Source organism: Streptomyces sp. TAA204 (genome assembly GCF_000424965.1).
In genome coordinates this window covers 303,285-321,024 of record NZ_KE384281.1, presented here as the reverse complement: position 1 = coordinate 321,024, position 17,740 = coordinate 303,285, and the positions used below count along the sequence as shown (strand labels likewise).

Annotated in this window: 9 protein-coding genes; 2 read left to right on the top strand and 7 right to left on the bottom strand. The window is 71.9% G+C overall.

Features of this window, described 5'->3' with window-relative positions; translation table 11 throughout:
• Nucleotides 1–63 precede the first annotated feature (63 nt).
• The 7 genes from H343_RS0125985 to H343_RS32925 form a co-directional block, all read right to left on the bottom strand.
• Nucleotides 64–2,244: a GlgB N-terminal domain-containing protein gene (locus H343_RS0125985; protein WP_486587052.1), complete on the bottom strand. Its 2,181-nt coding sequence runs from the start codon at nt 2,242–2,244 to the stop codon at nt 64–66.
• Between the two features lie 1,014 nt (nt 2,245–3,258).
• Complete coding sequence (locus H343_RS0125980; protein WP_028433511.1) at nt 3,259–5,313, bottom strand: maltotransferase domain-containing protein; 2,055 nt, start codon at nt 5,311–5,313, stop codon at nt 3,259–3,261.
• Between the two features lie 243 nt (nt 5,314–5,556).
• Nucleotides 5,557–6,747: a cytochrome P450 gene (locus H343_RS0125975; RefSeq protein ID WP_037905277.1), complete on the bottom strand. Its 1,191-nt coding sequence runs from the start codon at nt 6,745–6,747 to the stop codon at nt 5,557–5,559.
• Nucleotides 6,748–6,851: 104 nt separating this feature from the next.
• The gene (locus H343_RS0125970) at nt 6,852–8,144 is read right to left on the bottom strand and encodes a cytochrome P450 (RefSeq protein WP_028433509.1); all 1,293 of its coding nucleotides are present in this window, start codon (nt 8,142–8,144) and stop codon (nt 6,852–6,854) included.
• 662 nt (nt 8,145–8,806) lie between these two features.
• A complete protein-coding gene (locus H343_RS0125965; protein WP_028433508.1) occupies nt 8,807–10,411 on the bottom strand; it encodes a M4 family metallopeptidase in 1,605 nt (534 codons plus the stop codon).
• Nucleotides 10,412–10,662: 251 nt separating this feature from the next.
• The gene (locus H343_RS32930; RefSeq protein ID WP_051266089.1) at nt 10,663–12,624 is read right to left on the bottom strand and encodes an ABC transporter ATP-binding protein; all 1,962 of its coding nucleotides are present in this window, start codon (nt 12,622–12,624) and stop codon (nt 10,663–10,665) included.
• Nucleotides 12,625–12,710: 86 nt separating this feature from the next.
• The gene (locus H343_RS32925; RefSeq protein WP_037905274.1) at nt 12,711–14,645 is read right to left on the bottom strand and encodes an ABC transporter ATP-binding protein; all 1,935 of its coding nucleotides are present in this window, start codon (nt 14,643–14,645) and stop codon (nt 12,711–12,713) included.
• A gap of 340 nt (nt 14,646–14,985) precedes the next feature.
• Between H343_RS32925 and H343_RS32920 the strand changes: the two genes are divergently transcribed.
• Both H343_RS32920 and H343_RS0125945 read left to right on the top strand, forming a co-directional pair.
• On the top strand, nt 14,986–16,209 hold the full coding sequence (locus tag H343_RS32920; protein WP_037905135.1) for an Ig-like domain-containing protein: 1,224 nt from the start codon (nt 14,986–14,988) through the stop codon (nt 16,207–16,209).
• A 170-nt stretch (nt 16,210–16,379) separates the two neighbouring features.
• A complete protein-coding gene (locus H343_RS0125945; RefSeq protein ID WP_028433507.1) occupies nt 16,380–17,675 on the top strand; it encodes an Ig-like domain-containing protein in 1,296 nt (431 codons plus the stop codon).
• The last annotated feature ends 65 nt before the right edge of the window (nt 17,676–17,740 follow it).

Here is a 17,740-nt window from a genome sequence, read left to right as displayed (position 1 = left end):
CCCGAGGCTCTCACCGCGGGGGCCGGCCGGGTACGCGTACCCGGCCGGCCCCCGCCCCCGGTTTCACACCGGGCGCAGCCAGAGAGTCGACAGCGGCGGCAGAGCCGGCGTGATGGAGGCCGGCCGGCCGTGTGCGGGGACGCAGCCGGCGAGCAGCGGCGCGCAGTTGCGTACGCCGCCTCCCCCGTACCGCTCCTCGTCGGTGTTGAGGACCTCGCGCCAGCTCGTACCGGCCGTCGGCACACCCAGCCGGTGGGCGGGCAGCGTGTGCGGTGAGAAGTTGCTGACAGCGAGCAGCGGCCGCCCCTCGGCGTCGAAGCGCAGGAAGGCGAAGACGTTCTCCCCGCCGGCCGCGGCGGAGCCGCCCGAGGCGTCCTCGACCCAGGAGAAGCCCGCCGGGTCCGTGTCGAGCTGCCACAGGGCGGCGGTACGCGCATACCGGTCGTTCAGATCGCGCACCAGCTCGCGTACGCCCCGGTGGTCGGCCGCGGCGTCGTTGGCCGGGTCGAGCAGCCACCAGTCCGGGCCGTGCTCCTGCGACCACTCGGCGGTCTGCGCGAACTCCTGCCCCATGAAGAGCAGTTGCTTGCCGGGATGGGCCCACATGCAGCCCAGGTAGGCACGGACGTTCGCCAGCCGCTGCCACCGGTCGCCGGACATGGTGGAGACCAGCGAACGCTTGCCACGGGCCAACTCCTCCTGCGAGACGGGCAGTAGGTGGTTCTCCGCGTAGGCGTGCGCCATGGCGGACGTCATTCCCTCGCGGCGCTGCGAGCGGTGCTCCGGCAGGCTCGCGGCGTAGTCGAGGGTGCCCCGTGCCCAGTCCGTGTCCCACACGAAGCCGAACCCCAGCCCGCCCAGACCGTTCTCGCCCACATGGTGCGTCTCCCGGGTGACCCCGTCCCAGCCCCGGCACTCACCGGCCACGGTGATCACGCCCGGGCAGCGCCGCCGCAGGGTGGAGTTGATCTCCTGGAGCAGCGCGGCGGCGTCCGCCCCCGAGGTGCGGAGCATCGGGCCGGCGGTGCCCATGCGGAGGCCGTCGATGTGGAACTCCTCGCAGCGGTGGACGGCGTCGGCCACGAGGAAGCTGCGCACCTCGGGCCGTCCCGGCTCCTGCGGTACGTGCGCGGGCTCCCAGTCCATCAGGACTCCGACACCCGCTCGGTGCAGGGCGTCGACAAGGAACCTGAAGTCGTCCGGGCCGCCCGGCCGCGGGTCCGGGGTGAAGGCCCCGGTGAGGCGGCCGTCGAGCGTCCTGCCGTCGGAGGGCCGCTCCGGGCACCGCATCAGCTCGACGTGGGTGAAGCCCAGATCCTTGATGTACGGAGGCAGTTGGCCGGCGAGTTCGCGGTAGCTCAGCCCCGGGCGCCAGGAGGGCAGGTGGAGTTCGTACACGGACAGCGGCGAGGCCGCCGCGTTGCCGGCGCTCCGGCGGTCCAGCCACTCCCCGTCCTGCCACCGGTGTGCGGGGGTGTGGACGACGGAGCTCTCGCCGGGCGGCACCTGGGCCGCGCGGGCCATGGGGTCAGCCTGCCGCACGAGAGATCCGTCGTCCTCGGCGATCTCGAACTGGTAGACCGCCCCGTCCCCGACGCCCGGCAGGAAGAGCTCCCACACCCCGGAGGGGCCGAGTGACCGCATCGCAGCGGCCGTTCCTTCCCAGCCGTTGAAGTCACCCACGACCCGCACACCGCGCGCGTCCGGCGCCCACAGGGTGAACCGGGTGCCCGTGGCGCCGTGGTGGGTCATCGTGCGCGCACCCAGTGCCCGCCACAGGAACGCGTGCCGTCCCTCCGAGAACAGCCGCAGGTCCAACTCGCCGAGCGCGGGTGAGAATCCGTACGGATCGAGGACGCGGACCTCCTGGTCGCCGGGCCGCTCCGCGCTGCGCACCAGCAGTTCGTACTGTGGAACGCGGCCGCCCGGCACCTCGCCCGCGAAGAACCCGTCGCCCTCGTCGTGCAGCGGGACCCGCAGCCCCTCCGCCTCGGCGAGAACGGTGACGGCCCGCGCGTCAGGGCGCAGTACGCGGAAGCGGACGCCGCCGTGCGGCGTGGTGTGCGCGCCGAGGTGGGCGTGGGGGGCGTGGTGGGTGCCTTCCAGCAGACGGCGGCGGTCCTCGGCCGGGAGGGGGAGCGGGAGACTCACGTCCTCCTGTGAGGTGTCCGCGCGGGCGGGCGCGTCCCCGCCCCTGTCCGTGGAGACCGCCGTGTTCGCGGGCGCGCTCGTGCTCGCGTTCACGTTGGCCCCGGCGCCCGTGCCGGTGCTCCGGTTCGTGGACGGTTGCGCCGGCGTCTCCGTGCTCCCGCCCGGGCGCTCGCTTGCCTCTCTCTCGTGGCCTGGCTCTCTCTCGCGGCCGGGGCGCGCGTCCGCGTCCGCCGGTTCCGCGCGTGCCGCGTGTACGGGGGGCGCCTGCGGCCGGCCACGTGCGGCGCGGGTGAGGGCGGAGCGGACCGGAAGGCGCCGGAGCGCGGGGCGCGGCCTGTCCGGGAGCGGCAGCTCCACGGACGCCTCGGAGGGCGGTTCCGCTGTCGCCGTCCGGGGGCGCGTCGTGCCGGCGCCCGGCAGCGGGGCGCCCAGCGGCCCCGTCAAGGCGCCGAGTGACCAGCCCGAACGTGCGTCCTCCGGCCTGTCGTTGGCCCGACCGGACAGGAAGGTCTCGGGCACAGGCGACTGAACTCGCCCCGTGGAGTCGGGTGGCTGAGTCTCTGTCACGGTCGGTACCTCCTGAAGACGTCGTGGTCGGTTGGCGGAGCGGGCGGCCGTCCGCTGACGCCTGCGGTGCGGCTGGAGATTCCGTATGACGTGCGGGAGTTCGGCCGCCGTGCACGGGCCGGGTCCGGCCGGCACCGAGGCCGCGGTGCCGTGGCGGCTGCCCTGCGGGGTGAGCCGGCCGGAAGGCAGCGGCGGACGGGGGAGCCGTGCCGCTCGGCGGTGACGTGTCCGCCGGCGCACGCGGGAAGAGCTGTGCGGGACGAGGAACCTTCTTCCGGCACGGCGTCTGGCGTCCTTTCCCCGGGGGCATGGAAAGCACGCAGATTGTCCCTGATTATGACGTTGTCTGTCTTTCTGTACGGTTCGTGTCGGAGATCTTCACTCCGGTCACGGGTCACGGGTCACGGGCCACGGGGCGGCGGACGCGCGGACGGGCCCGGCCGCCGTCTGCGTGCCCCGGCGGCCCCGGCCCGGACGGTCACCGGCGGTAGGGGACGTCCTCCCGCGTGACCGCGACGGGCCGGGACCGGACGGAGACGGTCAAGAACCGCTGTCCGCGTCCTGTCCACCGTCCCCGGCGGGCCGGAGGGTGAAGACGTGCGCCGCCGGTGCCTCACCGTCCGGCGACAGCCGTACGGGGTTGTTCCGTCCCCACCTGTGTGTGCGGCCGGTGAGTTCGTCGAGCACGGCGAACGTCCCGTCCCCGCCGTCCCCGCCTGCGGCGGAGCCGAAGAGCTTCAGGGTCTCCTCCTCCAACGACACCTCACCTTCCTGGGGGTTGTGGGGGTCGAGGCTGACCACCACGAGGACGGCGTCGGTCTCTCCGTCCCGCCCCGGGAAGTCGCAGTGCTTGGAGAAGGCGATGATCTGCTCGTTGTCGCAGTGGTGGAACGTGAGCGGGCGCAGCTCCCGCAGTGCGGGGTGGCGGCGGCGGATGCCGTTCAGCGCCGCCACCAGCGGGGCGATGGAGGCGCCCGCACGTTCGGCGGCGTCCCAGTCGCGCGGGCGGAGCTGGTACTTCTCCGCGTCCAGGTATTCCTCGCCGCCCGCCCGGAGCGGTGTGGCCTCGCACAGTTCGTACCCCGCGTGCATGCCCCAGGAGGGTGAGAGGGTCGCCGCCAGCACCGCGCGTGTGCGGAAGGCCGCCCGGCCGCCGTCCTGGAGGCAGGAGGGCAGGACGTCCGGGGTGTTGACGAGGAAGTTCGGCCGCAGATAGGCGGACGTCTCGCCGGTCAGCTCCCGCAGATGGTCCGTCAGCTCCCGCTTGGTGCCGTGCCGGGTGAGGTGGGTGCAGGACTGCTGGAAGCCGACCTTGGCGAGGGTGCGCGTCACCGCGGGACGCGTGAACGCCTCGGCGAGGAAGAGGACATCGGGGTCGGACCGGTTGATGTCGCCGATGACCTTCTCCCAGAACACCACGGGGGTGGTGTGCGGATGGTTGACGCGGAAGATGCGCACCCCGCGCGACATCCACAGGCGCAGCACGCGCACCGTCTCCCGCACCAGCTCGCCGTAGGCCGCGGGGTCCTGGTCGAGGACGACGGGGAGGACCTCCCGCTGCGCGGACAGCGGGTCGCCGGCACCGCCGAGGGTGCCGTTCCGGCTGTTCGGGAACCACTCGGGGTGTTCCTTGGTCCAGGGGTGGTCGGGAGAGCACTGCAGTGCGAAGTCGAGTGCCACCTCCATCCCCAACGAGCGTGCGCGTTCCACGAAGTGGGCGAAGTCCTCCAGGGTCCCCAGGTCGGGGTGGAGCGCTTCGTGACCGCCGGCGGCGGAGCCGATCGCCCAGGGAGATCCGACGTCGTGGGCGGCGGCGGAGAGCGCGCTGTTGGCGCCCCTGCGCGCGGTGTCGCCGATGGGGTGCACGGGCGGGAGCGAGACGACGTCGAAGCCCATCCCGCCCACGGCCTCCAGCCGTCGGGCGGCGGTGCGCAACGTACCGGAGACCGGCGGCTCGCCCTCTTCGAGCACGGCGCCCTCGGAGCGCGGGAAGAGTCCGTACCAGGAGCTGAACCGGGCCCGCTCGCGCTCCACTTGCAGCGGCATCGGCCGCGTCGCCGTGACCAGTTCCCGCAGCGGGTGGCTCTCCAGTACCGACAGCACGCGGGGCGCCAGCGCCGCGGACAGGCGCGTGGCGACGGTGTGGTGCCGCGCGCGCAGTGTCCCCGCCACCTCCAGCAGGGTCTCGCGGCCGCCGCTGCGGGGCACCTGCGCCGCGGCCCGCTCGTGCAGGACCGCTCCTTCCTCCAGCGTGACTTCGGTGTCGGTACCCGCGGGGATCTTGCTTCTCGCCTCGCGCCGCCAGGTGGTGAGGGGGTCCGCCCACGCCTCGACGGCGTAGGTCCATCTGCCCTCGCTGTCCGGGGTGATCTCCGCCGCCCAGCGGTCCGTGCCGGGCTCCACTTCACGCATGGGCGTCCAGGGGCCGCAGCGGCCGGTGGGGTCGCGGAGTACGACGTTGGCGCCGAGTGCGTCGGGCCCCTCGCGGAAGACGGTTGCCGAGACCTGGAACGTCTCGCCCGGCACGGCCTTGGCCGGGTGGCGCCCGCAGTCGAGGAGGGGCTGGACGTCGAGGACGGGAATGCGACCGATCATGTCTTCACCTGTGCAGTGCGGGAGGAACAGGGCGGTTCGCGGATTTTGCGCACTCCGCGGACTTCCGCCTGTTCTATCTGCTCCTCCTGCCGCTCCCCGTCCCGGACATGGGCCTTGTGCGCGCGTCACCCGGCCGGGGGCGTGCACGGCGGGCGGCAGCGGGCCGCCGCCGGGGCGCTCGTCCGCCCCGGCCCGGCGTCCCGTGGAAGGAGGCCGGACGGGCCGGGGGAGGGGCAGTGCGGCTCAGGCGCCGTGCAGTTGGACGGGGAAGGACTGCAGGTCGTTCTGTGTGAGCACCGGCTGGTTGAGGATCTCCTCGACGGGAACTGCCAGCCGCAGGTCGGGGAAGCGTTCGAAGAGCGCCGGCAGGGCGATGCCCGCCTCCATCCGTGAAAGTGCTGCCCCGGGGCAGATGTGCGGCCCGTGGCCGAAGGACATGTGCCGGATCGGCACCGGCCTGCGGACGTCGAAATCGTCGGCGTCCGGGCCGTGTTGGTCGCGGTCCCGGCCGATCGCGCGGTAGGAGACGACGACGCCGTCGCCCTCGCGCACGATCTGGCCGTCCACCTCGATGTCCTCGGTGGCGAAACGCATCAGCAGATGCGTCGAGGGGGTGTCCCAGCGCAGGGTCTCCTCGATCACCGCGTCCCAGCCGACCTCGCCGTCGAGTACCGCGCGCAGCTGGCCGGGGTGGGTGAGCAGCGCGCGTACGGCGTTGAGGATCAGCCCGATCGTGGTCTCGTGACCGGCGGCGACGATCGCCTTGAGGTTGCCGACGACCTCTTCCTCGGTGAGGGGTTCGCCGCCCTCGTCCGCGAGGATCAGCGCACTGGTGAGGTCGTCGGCGGGCTCCGCGGTGCGCGCGCGGACCATCTCGGTGAAGATGACGTCGAGTTCCCGGATCACCGCCAGCCGTTCGTCCTGCGGCGTCAGCATCGAGAAGAACGCCTTGTAGAGCGTGTGCAGCTTCGGATGCAGAGCCGGGTCCACACCCATCAGGACACTGATCACCGACATGGGCAGGGGCAGCGCGAAGACGGACTTGAGATCCACGGGGCCGCGCGCGCCCTGGCCTGCCAGGTCCTCCAGCAGCCGCCCCGTGATGCTCTCGACCACCGGGCGGAGGTTCTCCAGCCTGCGCGGCGTGATGGCCTGCGCCGTCTTCGTACGCAGCCTCCGGTGCTCCGCGCCGTCGACGGTGAACATCGAACGGCCCGCGTCGATCATGCCGATCAGCGGCCAGGCGTCGGTGACCTCTCCCGTACGCCACAGCGTCCACCGGTTGATGTCCTTCACCAGCCGCTGGTCCGTCAGCAGCCGCCGGGCCGCGGCGTGCCGGGTGACGGACCACGCGGGCACCCCCAGCAGCTCGATCTTCGTGAGCGTGCCCGCGTCGCGCAGGCGGCGGGTCTCCTCGTCCAGGTTGCGCACCATCGGGTCGAGCACGATCGGGCACTGCCCGGCGGGACCGCCGGCGGCGGGCGCCTGCTCGTGGTGCGCGGGTGAGTCGGACGCGGACGAACGGGAGGCGGGGAGGCTCATGGCGTGCCTTTGAGGGGAGGTGTCGGAGTGAACTGGACGGGCAGGTCCGTCACGCCCTGCTGGATGGCGGAGGGCCGCCGGGTGAGTGCTTCGGCCGGGACGGACAGGTCGATCTCCGGCAGCCTGTCGAGGAGCACCTCGATGCCGACCCTGACGATCGTCTCGGCTATCTCCTGCGCCTGGAAGGGGCACTGGAACTCGCCGTGGCTGAAGGCGAAGTGGGCGCTGTTGCCGCCCCGCAGCCCGGTGTCGGCGCCCTCGGAGGTGATGTGGACCTTCGGGTCGGCGTTGGCGCCGGCGAGGCCGAGGAGCAGCATGTCGCCGCGGCGGATGCGCTGGCCGCCGAGCCAGGTGTCCCACGCGGCCCAGCGGCCCGCGAGGATCTGGGTCGGCGTCTCCTCCCAGAGCACCTCGTTCATCGCCTCGGGGACGCTGCGCCGGCCGCCGGTGAGGGACGCGGCGAAGCGGTCGTCCGTCAGCATGAGACGTACGGAGGTGCCGATCCAGTCCGAGGTGGGCAGGTGGCCCGCGGCCGTGATGGCCATCAGGTCCAGCGCGTACTCCTCGTCGCTGAACGGTTCCGGATGGGCCATCATCCAGGAGGTGACGTCCGGGCCCGGCACGGCCCGCTTGGTGGCGACCAGCTGGTGCATCATGCCGGCGAACTGTCCGTAGCCCTCCAGGGCGTCGGGGCCGCCGTCGGCCATGTCGCTCATGGCCTTGCTGAGTGCGGGCGTCTCCTCGTCGGCGAGGCCGAGGATGCGTGCGAGCACGAGGATGGGCAGTGGCTTGGCGTAGTCGGCGATGATGTCCGCCTCGCCGCGCGCACAGAAGGAGTCGAGCAGCCGGTCGGCCAACTCCTCGCAGTGCCGGCTGAGTTCGAGCGGACTGATCATTCCCAGCGCGCTCTGCACCATCGACAGATGGCGCTGGTGCTCCTCACCCACGGTGTAGTAGATGGAGGGCTGGCGCTGGCCGATCATCGGCCGCAGCGGCCAGTCCTCGGGCAGCGAATCCCACTGGTTCCACAGACCGGAGTCGCGGGGGAAGCACGCCGAGTCGTTGGTGACCTGGTACATCTCCTGGTAGCCGATGACGAGCCAGGCCGGCACCTCGCCGACGAGCAGCACCGGTACGACCGGGCCGTGGTCACGGCGCATCTCCCGGTACAGCTCGGTGGGCGCGGTCTCGAACCGCGGGCCCCACAGCGGCACGGCGTTCCCGGAGTGCGCGGGGCATCCGGGTGGCGGGGCGCTGCCCGCACTGGGGGCGTTCTGATACGCCGTCACGACGCAACCTTCCGTCTTCCGTCCGATGATCGTGACCACTTCGCGTTGCGAGGGCTGGATGCCGTGACCGGAGCACGGTTCCAGGACGCAGGCGTGAGGGAGCTGGTCAGTTCACCCGTCGCTGTCGTGCGCCGCCACGCTTCACCCCGACGGGAGCGAGCGTGCCCTGGGCCCGGAGGGCCCGCACCGCTGCTCGCCGCTCACCTCGCTTCCGCTTCCGTCTTCCGGCACGCCGCCGGCCTGTTCTCAGCGGTCACGGAGGGCGTGCGAAGGGTCTTCCGAATGGTCGTTCCCCTGCTGACTCGGGGAGCCAGCAGCTTAGGAGCAGATGGCGGACGGGTCGAGGGCCGGAGCACAGGCATTCACCAGTTGCAGTGCCGGGGAGGGCGATGCGCCGGATGTGCCGGAGAGGTGAGGGATGTGCCGGAGGGTCAGGGAACGGGCAGACGGGCGGTGTGCGGGTGGCCCGCGGCCCGTGAAGGCCGGCCGGTACCTCTGCCTCGTGTCGCGGGTGCCGCGTGCGCTCAGCCGCACGCGGCGACAGGGCGGACGCTCCGCGCCGGATCGCGCGGACCGCCCGCCCTGTCGGCGTTCGACCGTCCCTCAGGGGGGCGGCAGAAGCGCGGCCCGCGCCCGCGGTGCCGACTGCCGCCCCACCGGGGTCACTTGACCGCTACGGCCGTCCAGGCGGCCTCGACGGTCTTGGTCTCGGCGCTGTCGGCGCCGTAGAGGTCGTTGGCCGCCTTGACCGTCGCCTCGCGGGCAGCCGCGTAGTCCGTGTTGGCGGTCATGTTCTCGGTCAGCGCCTTGAACCAGATCGCCTGGGACTTCTCGATGCCGATGCCCTCGACGGTGGAGCCGTCGGCGGTCGGCGAGTCGTACTCGACGCCGTTCACCTCCTGCTGGCCGCTGCCGACGGACAGCAGGAAGAAGAAGTGGTTGGCGATGCCGGACGAGTAGTGCACGTCGACGCCGCCGGCGTTCTCGTCCCAGAAGTCGAGCGAGTTGCCGTCCTTGCTCGGCTCGTCCATGTAGCGCAGCGGGGTGCCGTCGCCGTTGATGTCGATCTTCTCGCCGACGAAGTAGTCCGCGACGTCCCCGGGGCTGTTGGCGTGGAACTCCGTGGCCGCCGCGAAGATGTCCGAGGTGGCCTCGTTGAGGCCGCCCGACTCGCCCGCGTAGACCAGCCCGGCGGTGGTGGAGGTGACGCCGTGCGACATCTCGTGGGCGGCGACGTCGAGCGAGGTGAGCGGCTTCTGGTTGCCCTCGCCGTCGCCGTAGGTCATGCAGAAGCAGCTGTCGTCCCAGAAGGCGTTGACGTAGTTGTCGCCGTAGTGGACGCGGCTGGGGGCACCCTTGCCGTCACCGGCGATGCCCTCGCGGCCGAAGTTGTCCTTGAAGAAGTCCCACGTCGTGGAGGCGCCGTAGTGGGCGTCGACGGCGGCGGTCTGCGGGTCGTCGGGCTTGCCCGTGCCCCACTTGTCGTCCTCGTCGGTGAATTCCGCTCCGTCGCCGCTGGAGCCGCCTTCCAGGTTGGTGGTCTTGCTGCCGCCGCGGGTCTCGTCGGTGAGGGTGAAGGCACCCTCCGAGCCCGAGGTGGACAGCTCGACCTCGCCGCTGTACTGGCTGGAGCCGGTGCCTTCCTGGATGGCCTGGTACTCGAAGATCTTCTTGCCGGACTCGGCGTCCGTGAAGACGTGCATCCTGTTCGGCGCGCCCGACTTCTGGGTGCCGCCCTCGACGGTCTCCCAGGCCAGCACGGGCTTGCCGGTCAGCGCGAAGACGACCTTGCGGGGCGCCTCGCTGCCCTTGGCCTTCGGGGTGGCCGGCTTGGCGGCGGCGCTGACGCCCTCGGTGTCCACGGCGATCTCGGCCTTCGTGGACTTGGTGACGCCGGTGTGCTTGCCGGACTTCGTCTTGTGCACCACCATGTCGCCGCCGAGCACGGGCATTCCGTCGTAGGTGCGCTCGTAACGGACGTGGGTGGCGCCGTCCTTGTTCTTGACGACGTCCTTGACCTGCAGCTCCTCCTCGGCGCCCAGGCCGAGCGCCTTGGCGTCGGCGGCCTTGGCCTTGGGGGAGTCCGCCTTCTTGATGAGGGAGGTCTTCTGGGCCGCCGTCAGTTCGGCGGCCATCGCGCCCGCCCTGACGCCGGAGTCGTCCGGGCCGGGGCCGGCCGCTGCCGCGCCGGAGGTCACGCCTGCCACGACGAGCGCGGCGGTGGCGGCGAGGGCGGATATGCGCTGCTTCCTGCTGATGGATCTCACGCGGTGGCTCCTTCTGCCGTGGGGGATCGGGCGGCAGCCGACAGCTGTCGTCCGAGCAGAACCGTGGAACGGAAAGCGAACATGTTCTCGGGCGAACGCACGAGTAACTCCGTCAGCCTGCCATCGAGTACGTGTGCATGTCACGGTTTCAGGCATACGGTGTTCACAGGTTGACCAGATTCTGTCCGTTGTCACAAACCTCTTCGCCGTATAACGAACGTCCGCGCGCCGGTAGTTGTCGTCCTCCCTGGTCAGTTCGGACCCGAACTGCCCGGACCGCTCGCGTCCGCACCGGGCAGCCCCCGCACGAGGGAGTCCCGCCACGCCTGGTGCAGCCCCGCGAACCGGCCGCTCCCAGCCGTGAGTCGGGCGGGTGAGCCGTCCTCCACCACCCGCCCGTCCTCCATGACGAGCACCCTATCCGCCGTCTCCACGGTCGAGAGGCGGTGGGCGATGACCACCGCCGTACGGCCCCGCAGCACCGTCAGCATCGCCTGCTGGACGGCCCGTTCACCCGGGACGTCCAGCGAGGAGGTCGCCTCGTCCAGGATCAGCACCGCCGGGTCCGCCAGCAGCGCGCGGGCGAAGGCCACCAACTGCCGCTGGCCCGCGGAGATACGGCCGCCGCGCTTGCGTACGTCCGTGTCGTACCCGTCCGGCAGCGAGACGATGAAGTCGTGGGCGCCCAGGGCCTTCGCGGCGCCCTCGATCTCGGCGCGCGTGGCGTCCGGGCGGCCGATGGCGATGTTCTCGGCCACCGTGCCGGAGAAGAGGAACGCCTCCTGGGTGACCATGACGACGCCGCGCCGCAGCGCGGCGCTGTCCAGGTCCCGCAGATCCACGCCGTCGAGAAGAATCCGCCCGGACGTCGGGTCGTAGAAGCGGGCGAGCAGCTTCGCGAGCGTGGACTTGCCCGCGCCGGTGGCACCGACGACGGCGACGGTCTGCCCGGCGTGCAGCGTCAGGTCGAAGCCCGGCAGCACCTCGCCGCCGGTGCGGTAGCCGAAGGCGACCCCCTCGAAGACGACCTCCCGGCCGCGCGCCCCGCCCCCGGCGCCCCCGGCGCCCACCGGGCCGTGGTCCCGTGGGGAGGGCAGCCCGAGCGGTGCGAGCGGCTCCGGCACGGACGGGCGCTGGGCCAGCAGCCCCGCGATCTTCTCCAGCGAAGCCGCCGCCGACTGATAGGAGTTGAGGAACATCCCCAGCCGGTCGATCGGGTCGTAGAGCCGGCGCAGATACAGCGCGGCCGCGGCGAGCACACCGAGCGCGAGCTCCTGCCCGGCGACCCGGTGGGCGCCCCACAGCACGATGGCCGCGACCGCCGTGTTCGCGGTCAGCCTCGAGAGGACCACGTAGCGGGCCATCTCCAGCAGCGCGTCACCGTTCGCCCGCTGGTGCCGGGAGTTGAGCCGTGCGAACGCCTCGTCGTTGGCTCGCTCGCGGCGGAAGCTCTGCACCGGCCGGATGCCGCCCACCGTCTCCGCGAACTTCACGATGACCGCGGCGATCGCCGTGGACTTGCCGCGGAAGACGCGCATCGAGCGCCGCCGGAAGTTCTGTACGAGTAGTGCGAGCGGCAAGAAGCTGACGAGCGCCGCCGCGCCGAGCCCGAGGTCCAGCCACAGCAGTGTCGCCAGGATGTAGACCACGGACAGCAGGACGGTCAGCAGCTCCTGGAGCCCCTCGTCGAGCAGTTCGCGCAGCGACTCCACGTCGCTGGTCGAGCGGGAGATCAGCCGGCCCGAGGTGTAGCGGTCGTGGAAGTCGAGGTCGAGTGCCTGGGCGTGCCGGTAGATCCGCCCGCGCAGCTCCAGCAGCACACGCTGGTTGACGCGGGCCGCGGCGATGATGAACCCGTACTGCAGACGTCCGGAGGCGAGCGCGCAGAGGAGAGCGGCAGTCCCGAGGGCGACCAGAGGGCCGTGGTCGCCGTGGCGGCGCAGCGCGGGCACGGCGTGGTCGATGGCGAAGGCGACGAGCAGCGGGCCCGCCTGTACTGCGGCCTGCTGCAACAGCAGCAGGACGGCGGCGGCGACGACCCGGCGCCGCTGCGGCCGCAGCAGCGACGCGAGCAGCGAGCGGGCGGCGTGCTTCGGAGCGGGCAGGACGTCGTCGTCGAACTGGTCGCCGGAGCGGGGCGGTTCGTGCCCGCCGCCGCTGACGGCATCGTCCTCGGGGTCCTTCCCACGGTCCTTGCCGGGGTCCTTCCCCAGATCCGTCCCAGGGCTCGCGCGGTCGTTGCCGCGGTGCTCCTTACTCCTGCTGCTCCTGTTACTCCTGGCCCCTCGTACGGTGCCGGTCAACTCTCCTCCCCCTCACGCCTGTCCGCCGGTCCGGCCGCGGCCCTGACGCCACCACCGGCACCGGCACCGCCGCCCGCACCGCCTCCGCTCTCCCCGTCGCCCCCGCTCTCGCCGGACATCAGACGCCGGTACTCGGCGCTCCCGCGCAGCAGTTCACGGTGCGTCCCCACGGCGGCGATGCGTCCGCCGGAGAGGAGCGCCACACGGTCCGCGAGCAGTACGGTCGAGGGCCGGTGCGCCACGACGAGCGCCGTCGTCGTGGCCAGCACCTCGCGCAGTGCCGCCTCGACCGCCGCCTCCGTGTGGACGTCCAGCGCTGAGAGCGGATCGTCCAGCACGAGGAAGCGGGGCTGTCCGACCACGGCGCGGGCGAGCGCGAGGCGCTGCCGCTGCCCGCCGGACAGGCTCAGCCCCTGCTCGCCGACCTGCGTGTCCGGGCCGTGCGGCAGCGCGTCCACGAAGCCGGCGGCCTGCGAGATGCGCAGGGCGCGAGCGAGCTGACGCTGCCGCGCCGCCTCCTGTGCGTCCGCCTCAGAACGCGCCCCGGGGAGGGGGACGTCGCGTACGGCGGACGGCGAACGGTCCGCGCCCATCAGCACGTTCTCCGCCACGCTCGCCGAGAAGAGCGTCGGCTCCTCGAACGCCACGGCCACGCGGGCGCGCACCTCGTCGCGGCTGAGTGCGGCGACGTCCTCGCCGTCCAGGGTGATGCGTCCGCCCGTCGCCTCGTACAGCCGGGGTACGAGCGCGGTGAGCGTCGTCTTGCCGCTGCCGGTGGCGCCGACGAGGGCCATCGTCTCGCCGGGACCGACGTGCAGGTCGACGCGGTCCAGCACGGGCGGGTCCTCGGGGGCGGCGTCGGGGTAGCGGAAGCGCACGCCCTCGAAGCGCAGCCCGCCCGAGCCGGAACCGCCGCCTTCGTCGTCCCCGTCCCCGTCCGGGGTGGTGCCCTCGTGCGCGTGGCGCAGTACGTCCGGCGGCACCGGCTCGTCCATCACTTCGAAGTAGCGGTCGGTGGCGGTGGCAGACTCGTTGCTCAGCGCCAGCAGGAAGCCGATCGACTCGACGGGCCAGCGCAGCGTCAGCGCCGTGGAGAGGAACGCGACAAGGGTGCCCGCCGACAGTTCACCGCCGGCCACCTGGAGCGTGCCCAGCACCAGCGCCGCCCCGATCGCGACCTCGGGCAGCGCCGTGATGAGGGCCCAGATCCCCGCAAGCAGCCGGGCCTTGCGCAGCTCCGTGCCCAGCAGCCGTTCCGAGAGCGCACGGAACGCCCGCGCCTGGGAGCGGTGCCGTCCGAACCCCTTGATGATGCGGATGCCCAGCACGGCCTCCTCGATCACCGTGACCAGGTCGCCGATCTGGTCCTGTGCCTTGCGGGCCGCGAGCGCGTACCGCTTCTCGAAGACCGCGCACAGCCACACCAGCGGGACGACCGGCCCCAGGATGACCAGTCCCAGCGTCCACCGCTGGGCGAGCAGGATGACGCAGCCGACGACGATCGTCACCCCGTTGACCAGCAGGAAGGTCGCGCCGAAGGCGAGGAACATGCGCAGCAGCTGCAGATCCGTCGTCGCACGCGAGAGCAGCTGCCCGCTCGGCCAGCGGTCGTGGAAGGAGACCGGAAGCCGCTGCAGATGCCGGTAGACGTCCGCCCGGAGCGCCGCCTCGACACCCGCGAGCGGGCGCGCGACCAGCCACCGCCGCAGCCCGAAGAGCCCTGCCTCCAGCACTCCGACGCCCAGCAGCAGCGCCCCGCCCAGCCACACGCCCGAGGTGTCACGGTCCGCCACGGGGCCGTCCACGGTCCACTTCAGTACGAGCGGGATCACCAGCCCGGTGCAGGAGGCGAGGACGGCCACGAAAGCGGCGGAGAGGAACCGCGCCCGCACCGGCCGCACATACGGCCACAGACGCAGCAGGGAGCGCACCGTCGAGCGTCTGCCGTCCCTGCCGGCTGCGCTTTCCCCGCCGGCGCCGCTGTCCTCGGCGGCCCTCACGCTTTCCGCGCCGTCCCCGAAACTCCCCCCGGCGCCGCCGCCCACCCCACCGCTCGTCCCCACGCTGGCAGTCACCGTGGCGACGATACGGGCGGCCGCCGCCGTCCTCATCCTCTTTTTTCCCGGCCGACGCCGGGTCGGTGCTCGCATGGCGCCTGCTGCGGGGCGATGCTTCCCGGAGGGGACATGTCGCGCGAATGCGTGAAACGTTCGTTTCCCATACGGCGGCGGGTCGTTGGTCCCCGTACGGCGAGCCACGGGGAGTGCGGACATGGAACGGGCGGTGCGGCCGGGCCGGACAGCTTGGCTGTGGAGGAGCGCGGCTCGCACGCGCGTACTCGGTGTGCTGTGCGCGCTGGCCCTTCTCCTGGCGGGCTGCGGTGTGATCGTCGAGACGCAGTCACCTCCACTGGTCATCGAGGTGGCGCCCGGGAACGGCGCCGAGCACGTCGAGGCGGACGCGCCTGTACGGGTGTCGGTTGCGGACGGCAAGCTCGAACGCGTGCGGGTGACCCGCAAGGGCCGGGGCCCGGAGCGCGAAGTGGAGGGGCGTGTCTCCTCCGACGGGCGTACGTGGCAGCCCGCCGGCTCCGGCAAGGTGCTCAAGCTGGGCAGCAGGTACACGGTGGACGCGGTCGCGCGGGACAGCGCGGGCCGGCGCGCCGCCCGCAACACCAGCTTCACCACCAAGGCGCAGCCCCGCCGCTTCATCGGGTTCTTCACGCCCGAGCACCGGCAGACCGTCGGCACGGGGATGATCGTCTCGATCAGGTTCAACCGTCCGATCGAGGACCGGGCCGCCGTGGAGCGGGCGATCCGCGTCAGCGCCGACCCCTCGGCGCGGGTGGCACCGCACTGGTTCGGCTCCTCGCGGCTCGACTTCCGTCCCGAGGAGTACTGGAGGCCGGGCACCCGCGTCACCCTGGATCTGCGGCTGCGCGGAGTGCAGGGCGCGCCGCACGTGTACGGGGTGCAGCGCAAGCGCGTCCACTTCACCGTCGGCCGCGATCAGCGCTCCGAGGTGGACGCGCGGAATCACACGATGACGGTGCGGCGGGGCGGCGAGGTCGTCAGCCGGGTGCCCGTCACGGCGGGCTCGGCGGAGAACCGTACGTACGAGGGCCACATGGTCGTCAGCGAGAAGTTCGAAGAGACCAGGATGGACGCCAGTACCGTCGGCTTCGGCGGCGAGTACGACATCGCGGACGTGCCGCACGCGATGCGCCTGACCGACAGCGGCACCTTCCTGCACGGCAACTACTGGGCGCCCAGGTCCACTTTCGGCAAGGAGAACGTCAGCCACGGATGCATCGGGCTGCGTGACCGGAAGGGCGGCGATCCGCAGGGTCACGCGGGTGCCTTCTACCGGAGTTCACTGATCGGGGACGTCGTCACCGTCAAGAACTCGGGCGAGCGCACGGTCGCTCCCGGCAACGGGCTCGGCGGCTGGAACATGGCCTGGAAGGACTGGACGGCCGGGTCCGCGCTGGACTGAGACACACGGCCGTCTCCGCCCGTTCCCCCGTGGGAAATCGCGACGGAACGGTGACGTTCGCAGGGCTCCCCTCCCCCTGACGGTGTGATTATCTAGCGACGGATAGTCGTGAAATCGCTTCGGGGGCGCACGCTGGTGCGCGATCAGCCGTGCGAGGGGAGAAGCCCGCTGTGGATCTGAAGGCCGTCGCAAAGGGAGCCAGGGAGAAGCTCAGCCCCGAGGCGATACGTGGGGACAGCCGGGCCCAGGCCATAGGCGGGTCCGCCATAGGTCTCATCGTGCTCGGCCTGGTCCTGCTGCTGACGCTCACCACCTGCGGGGGCGCGAGCGGCGGAAGCGGGGACGAGGGGAAGGGCAAGGACGAGAGTGACAAGGGCCCCTCGCGGGCGCTCGTCCGGGTGGCCCCCAAGAACGGCGCGGACGGGGTCGGGACGAACGGCGCGCTGAAGGTGACCGCGGCGCGGGGCAAGCTCGTGGACGTCAAGGTCGAGGACGCCGACGGCAACGAGGTCGACGGCAGCATCGCCGAGAACGGCAAGGGCTGGCAGCCGGCCGCCCACCTGGCCACGGACACCGAGTACTCCGTCGAGGCAAGGGCGGAGGACTCCGAGGGACGCGAGGCCACCGAGCGCGCGCGCTTCACCACCCTCAAGCCGGAGAGCACCTTCATCGGCCGCTTCACACCCGAGGACGGCGACAAGGTGGGCGTCGGGATGCCCGTCTCGGTCAACTTCGACCGTCCCGTCAAGGACCGGAAGGCCGTGGAGAAGGCGATCTCCGTCAGCGCCGACCCCGAGGTCGAGGTCGAGGGGCACTGGTTCGGCGACAGCCGCCTCGACTTCCGCCCCGAGGAGTACTGGGAGGCGGGCACCGACGTCGAACTCGACCTGAACCTCGACGGGGTGGAGGGCGCCGACGGCGTCTACGGCACCCAGGACAAGTCCGTGAACTTCTCCGTGGGCCGCAGCCAGGTCAGCGTCGTGGACGCGAAGACGAAGAAGATGACGGTCACCCGGGACGGGAAGAAGCTCAAGACGGTCCCCATCAGCTCGGGCAGCCCGGAGAACCCCACGTACAACGGCCGCATGGTCATCAGCGAGCGGCACACGGTGACCCGGATGGACGGCCGGACGGTGGGCTTCGGACGCAAGGAGGAGTCCGGCGGCTACGACATCAAGGACGTGCCGCACGCCATGCGGCTGTCCACGTCGGGCACCTTCATCCACGGCAACTACTGGCTGGCGCAGTCCCAGTTCGGACAGGTCAACGCAAGCCACGGCTGCGTCGGGCTGTTCGACAAGAAGGGCGGGGGCGACAAGAACACGCACGGCGCCTGGTTCTTCAACGAGTCGATCATCGGCGACGTCGTGGAGATCAAGAACTCCAAGGACAAGACCATCCAGCCCGACAACGGCCTCAACGGCTGGAACATGGACTGGGACGAGTGGACGGCGGAGCAGGACTGACACGCGGACCTGCCCTCCCCGGCCCCCGGCGCTGTGAGCAACAGCACCGGGGGCCGCTCCCGTAA

Bases quoted from the DNA above. Each gene is read 5' to 3' on its own strand.
- H343_RS0125980 (WP_028433511.1), bottom strand. From the start codon at position 5,313: ATGATCGGTCGCATTCCCGTCCTCGACGTCCAGCCCCTCCTCGACTGC.
- H343_RS0125975 (WP_037905277.1), bottom strand. From the start codon at position 6,747: ATGGTGCGCAACCTGGACGAGGAGACCCGCCGCCTGCGCGACGCGGGC.
- H343_RS32920 (WP_037905135.1), top strand. From the start codon at position 14,986: ATGGAACGGGCGGTGCGGCCGGGCCGGACAGCTTGGCTGTGGAGGAGC.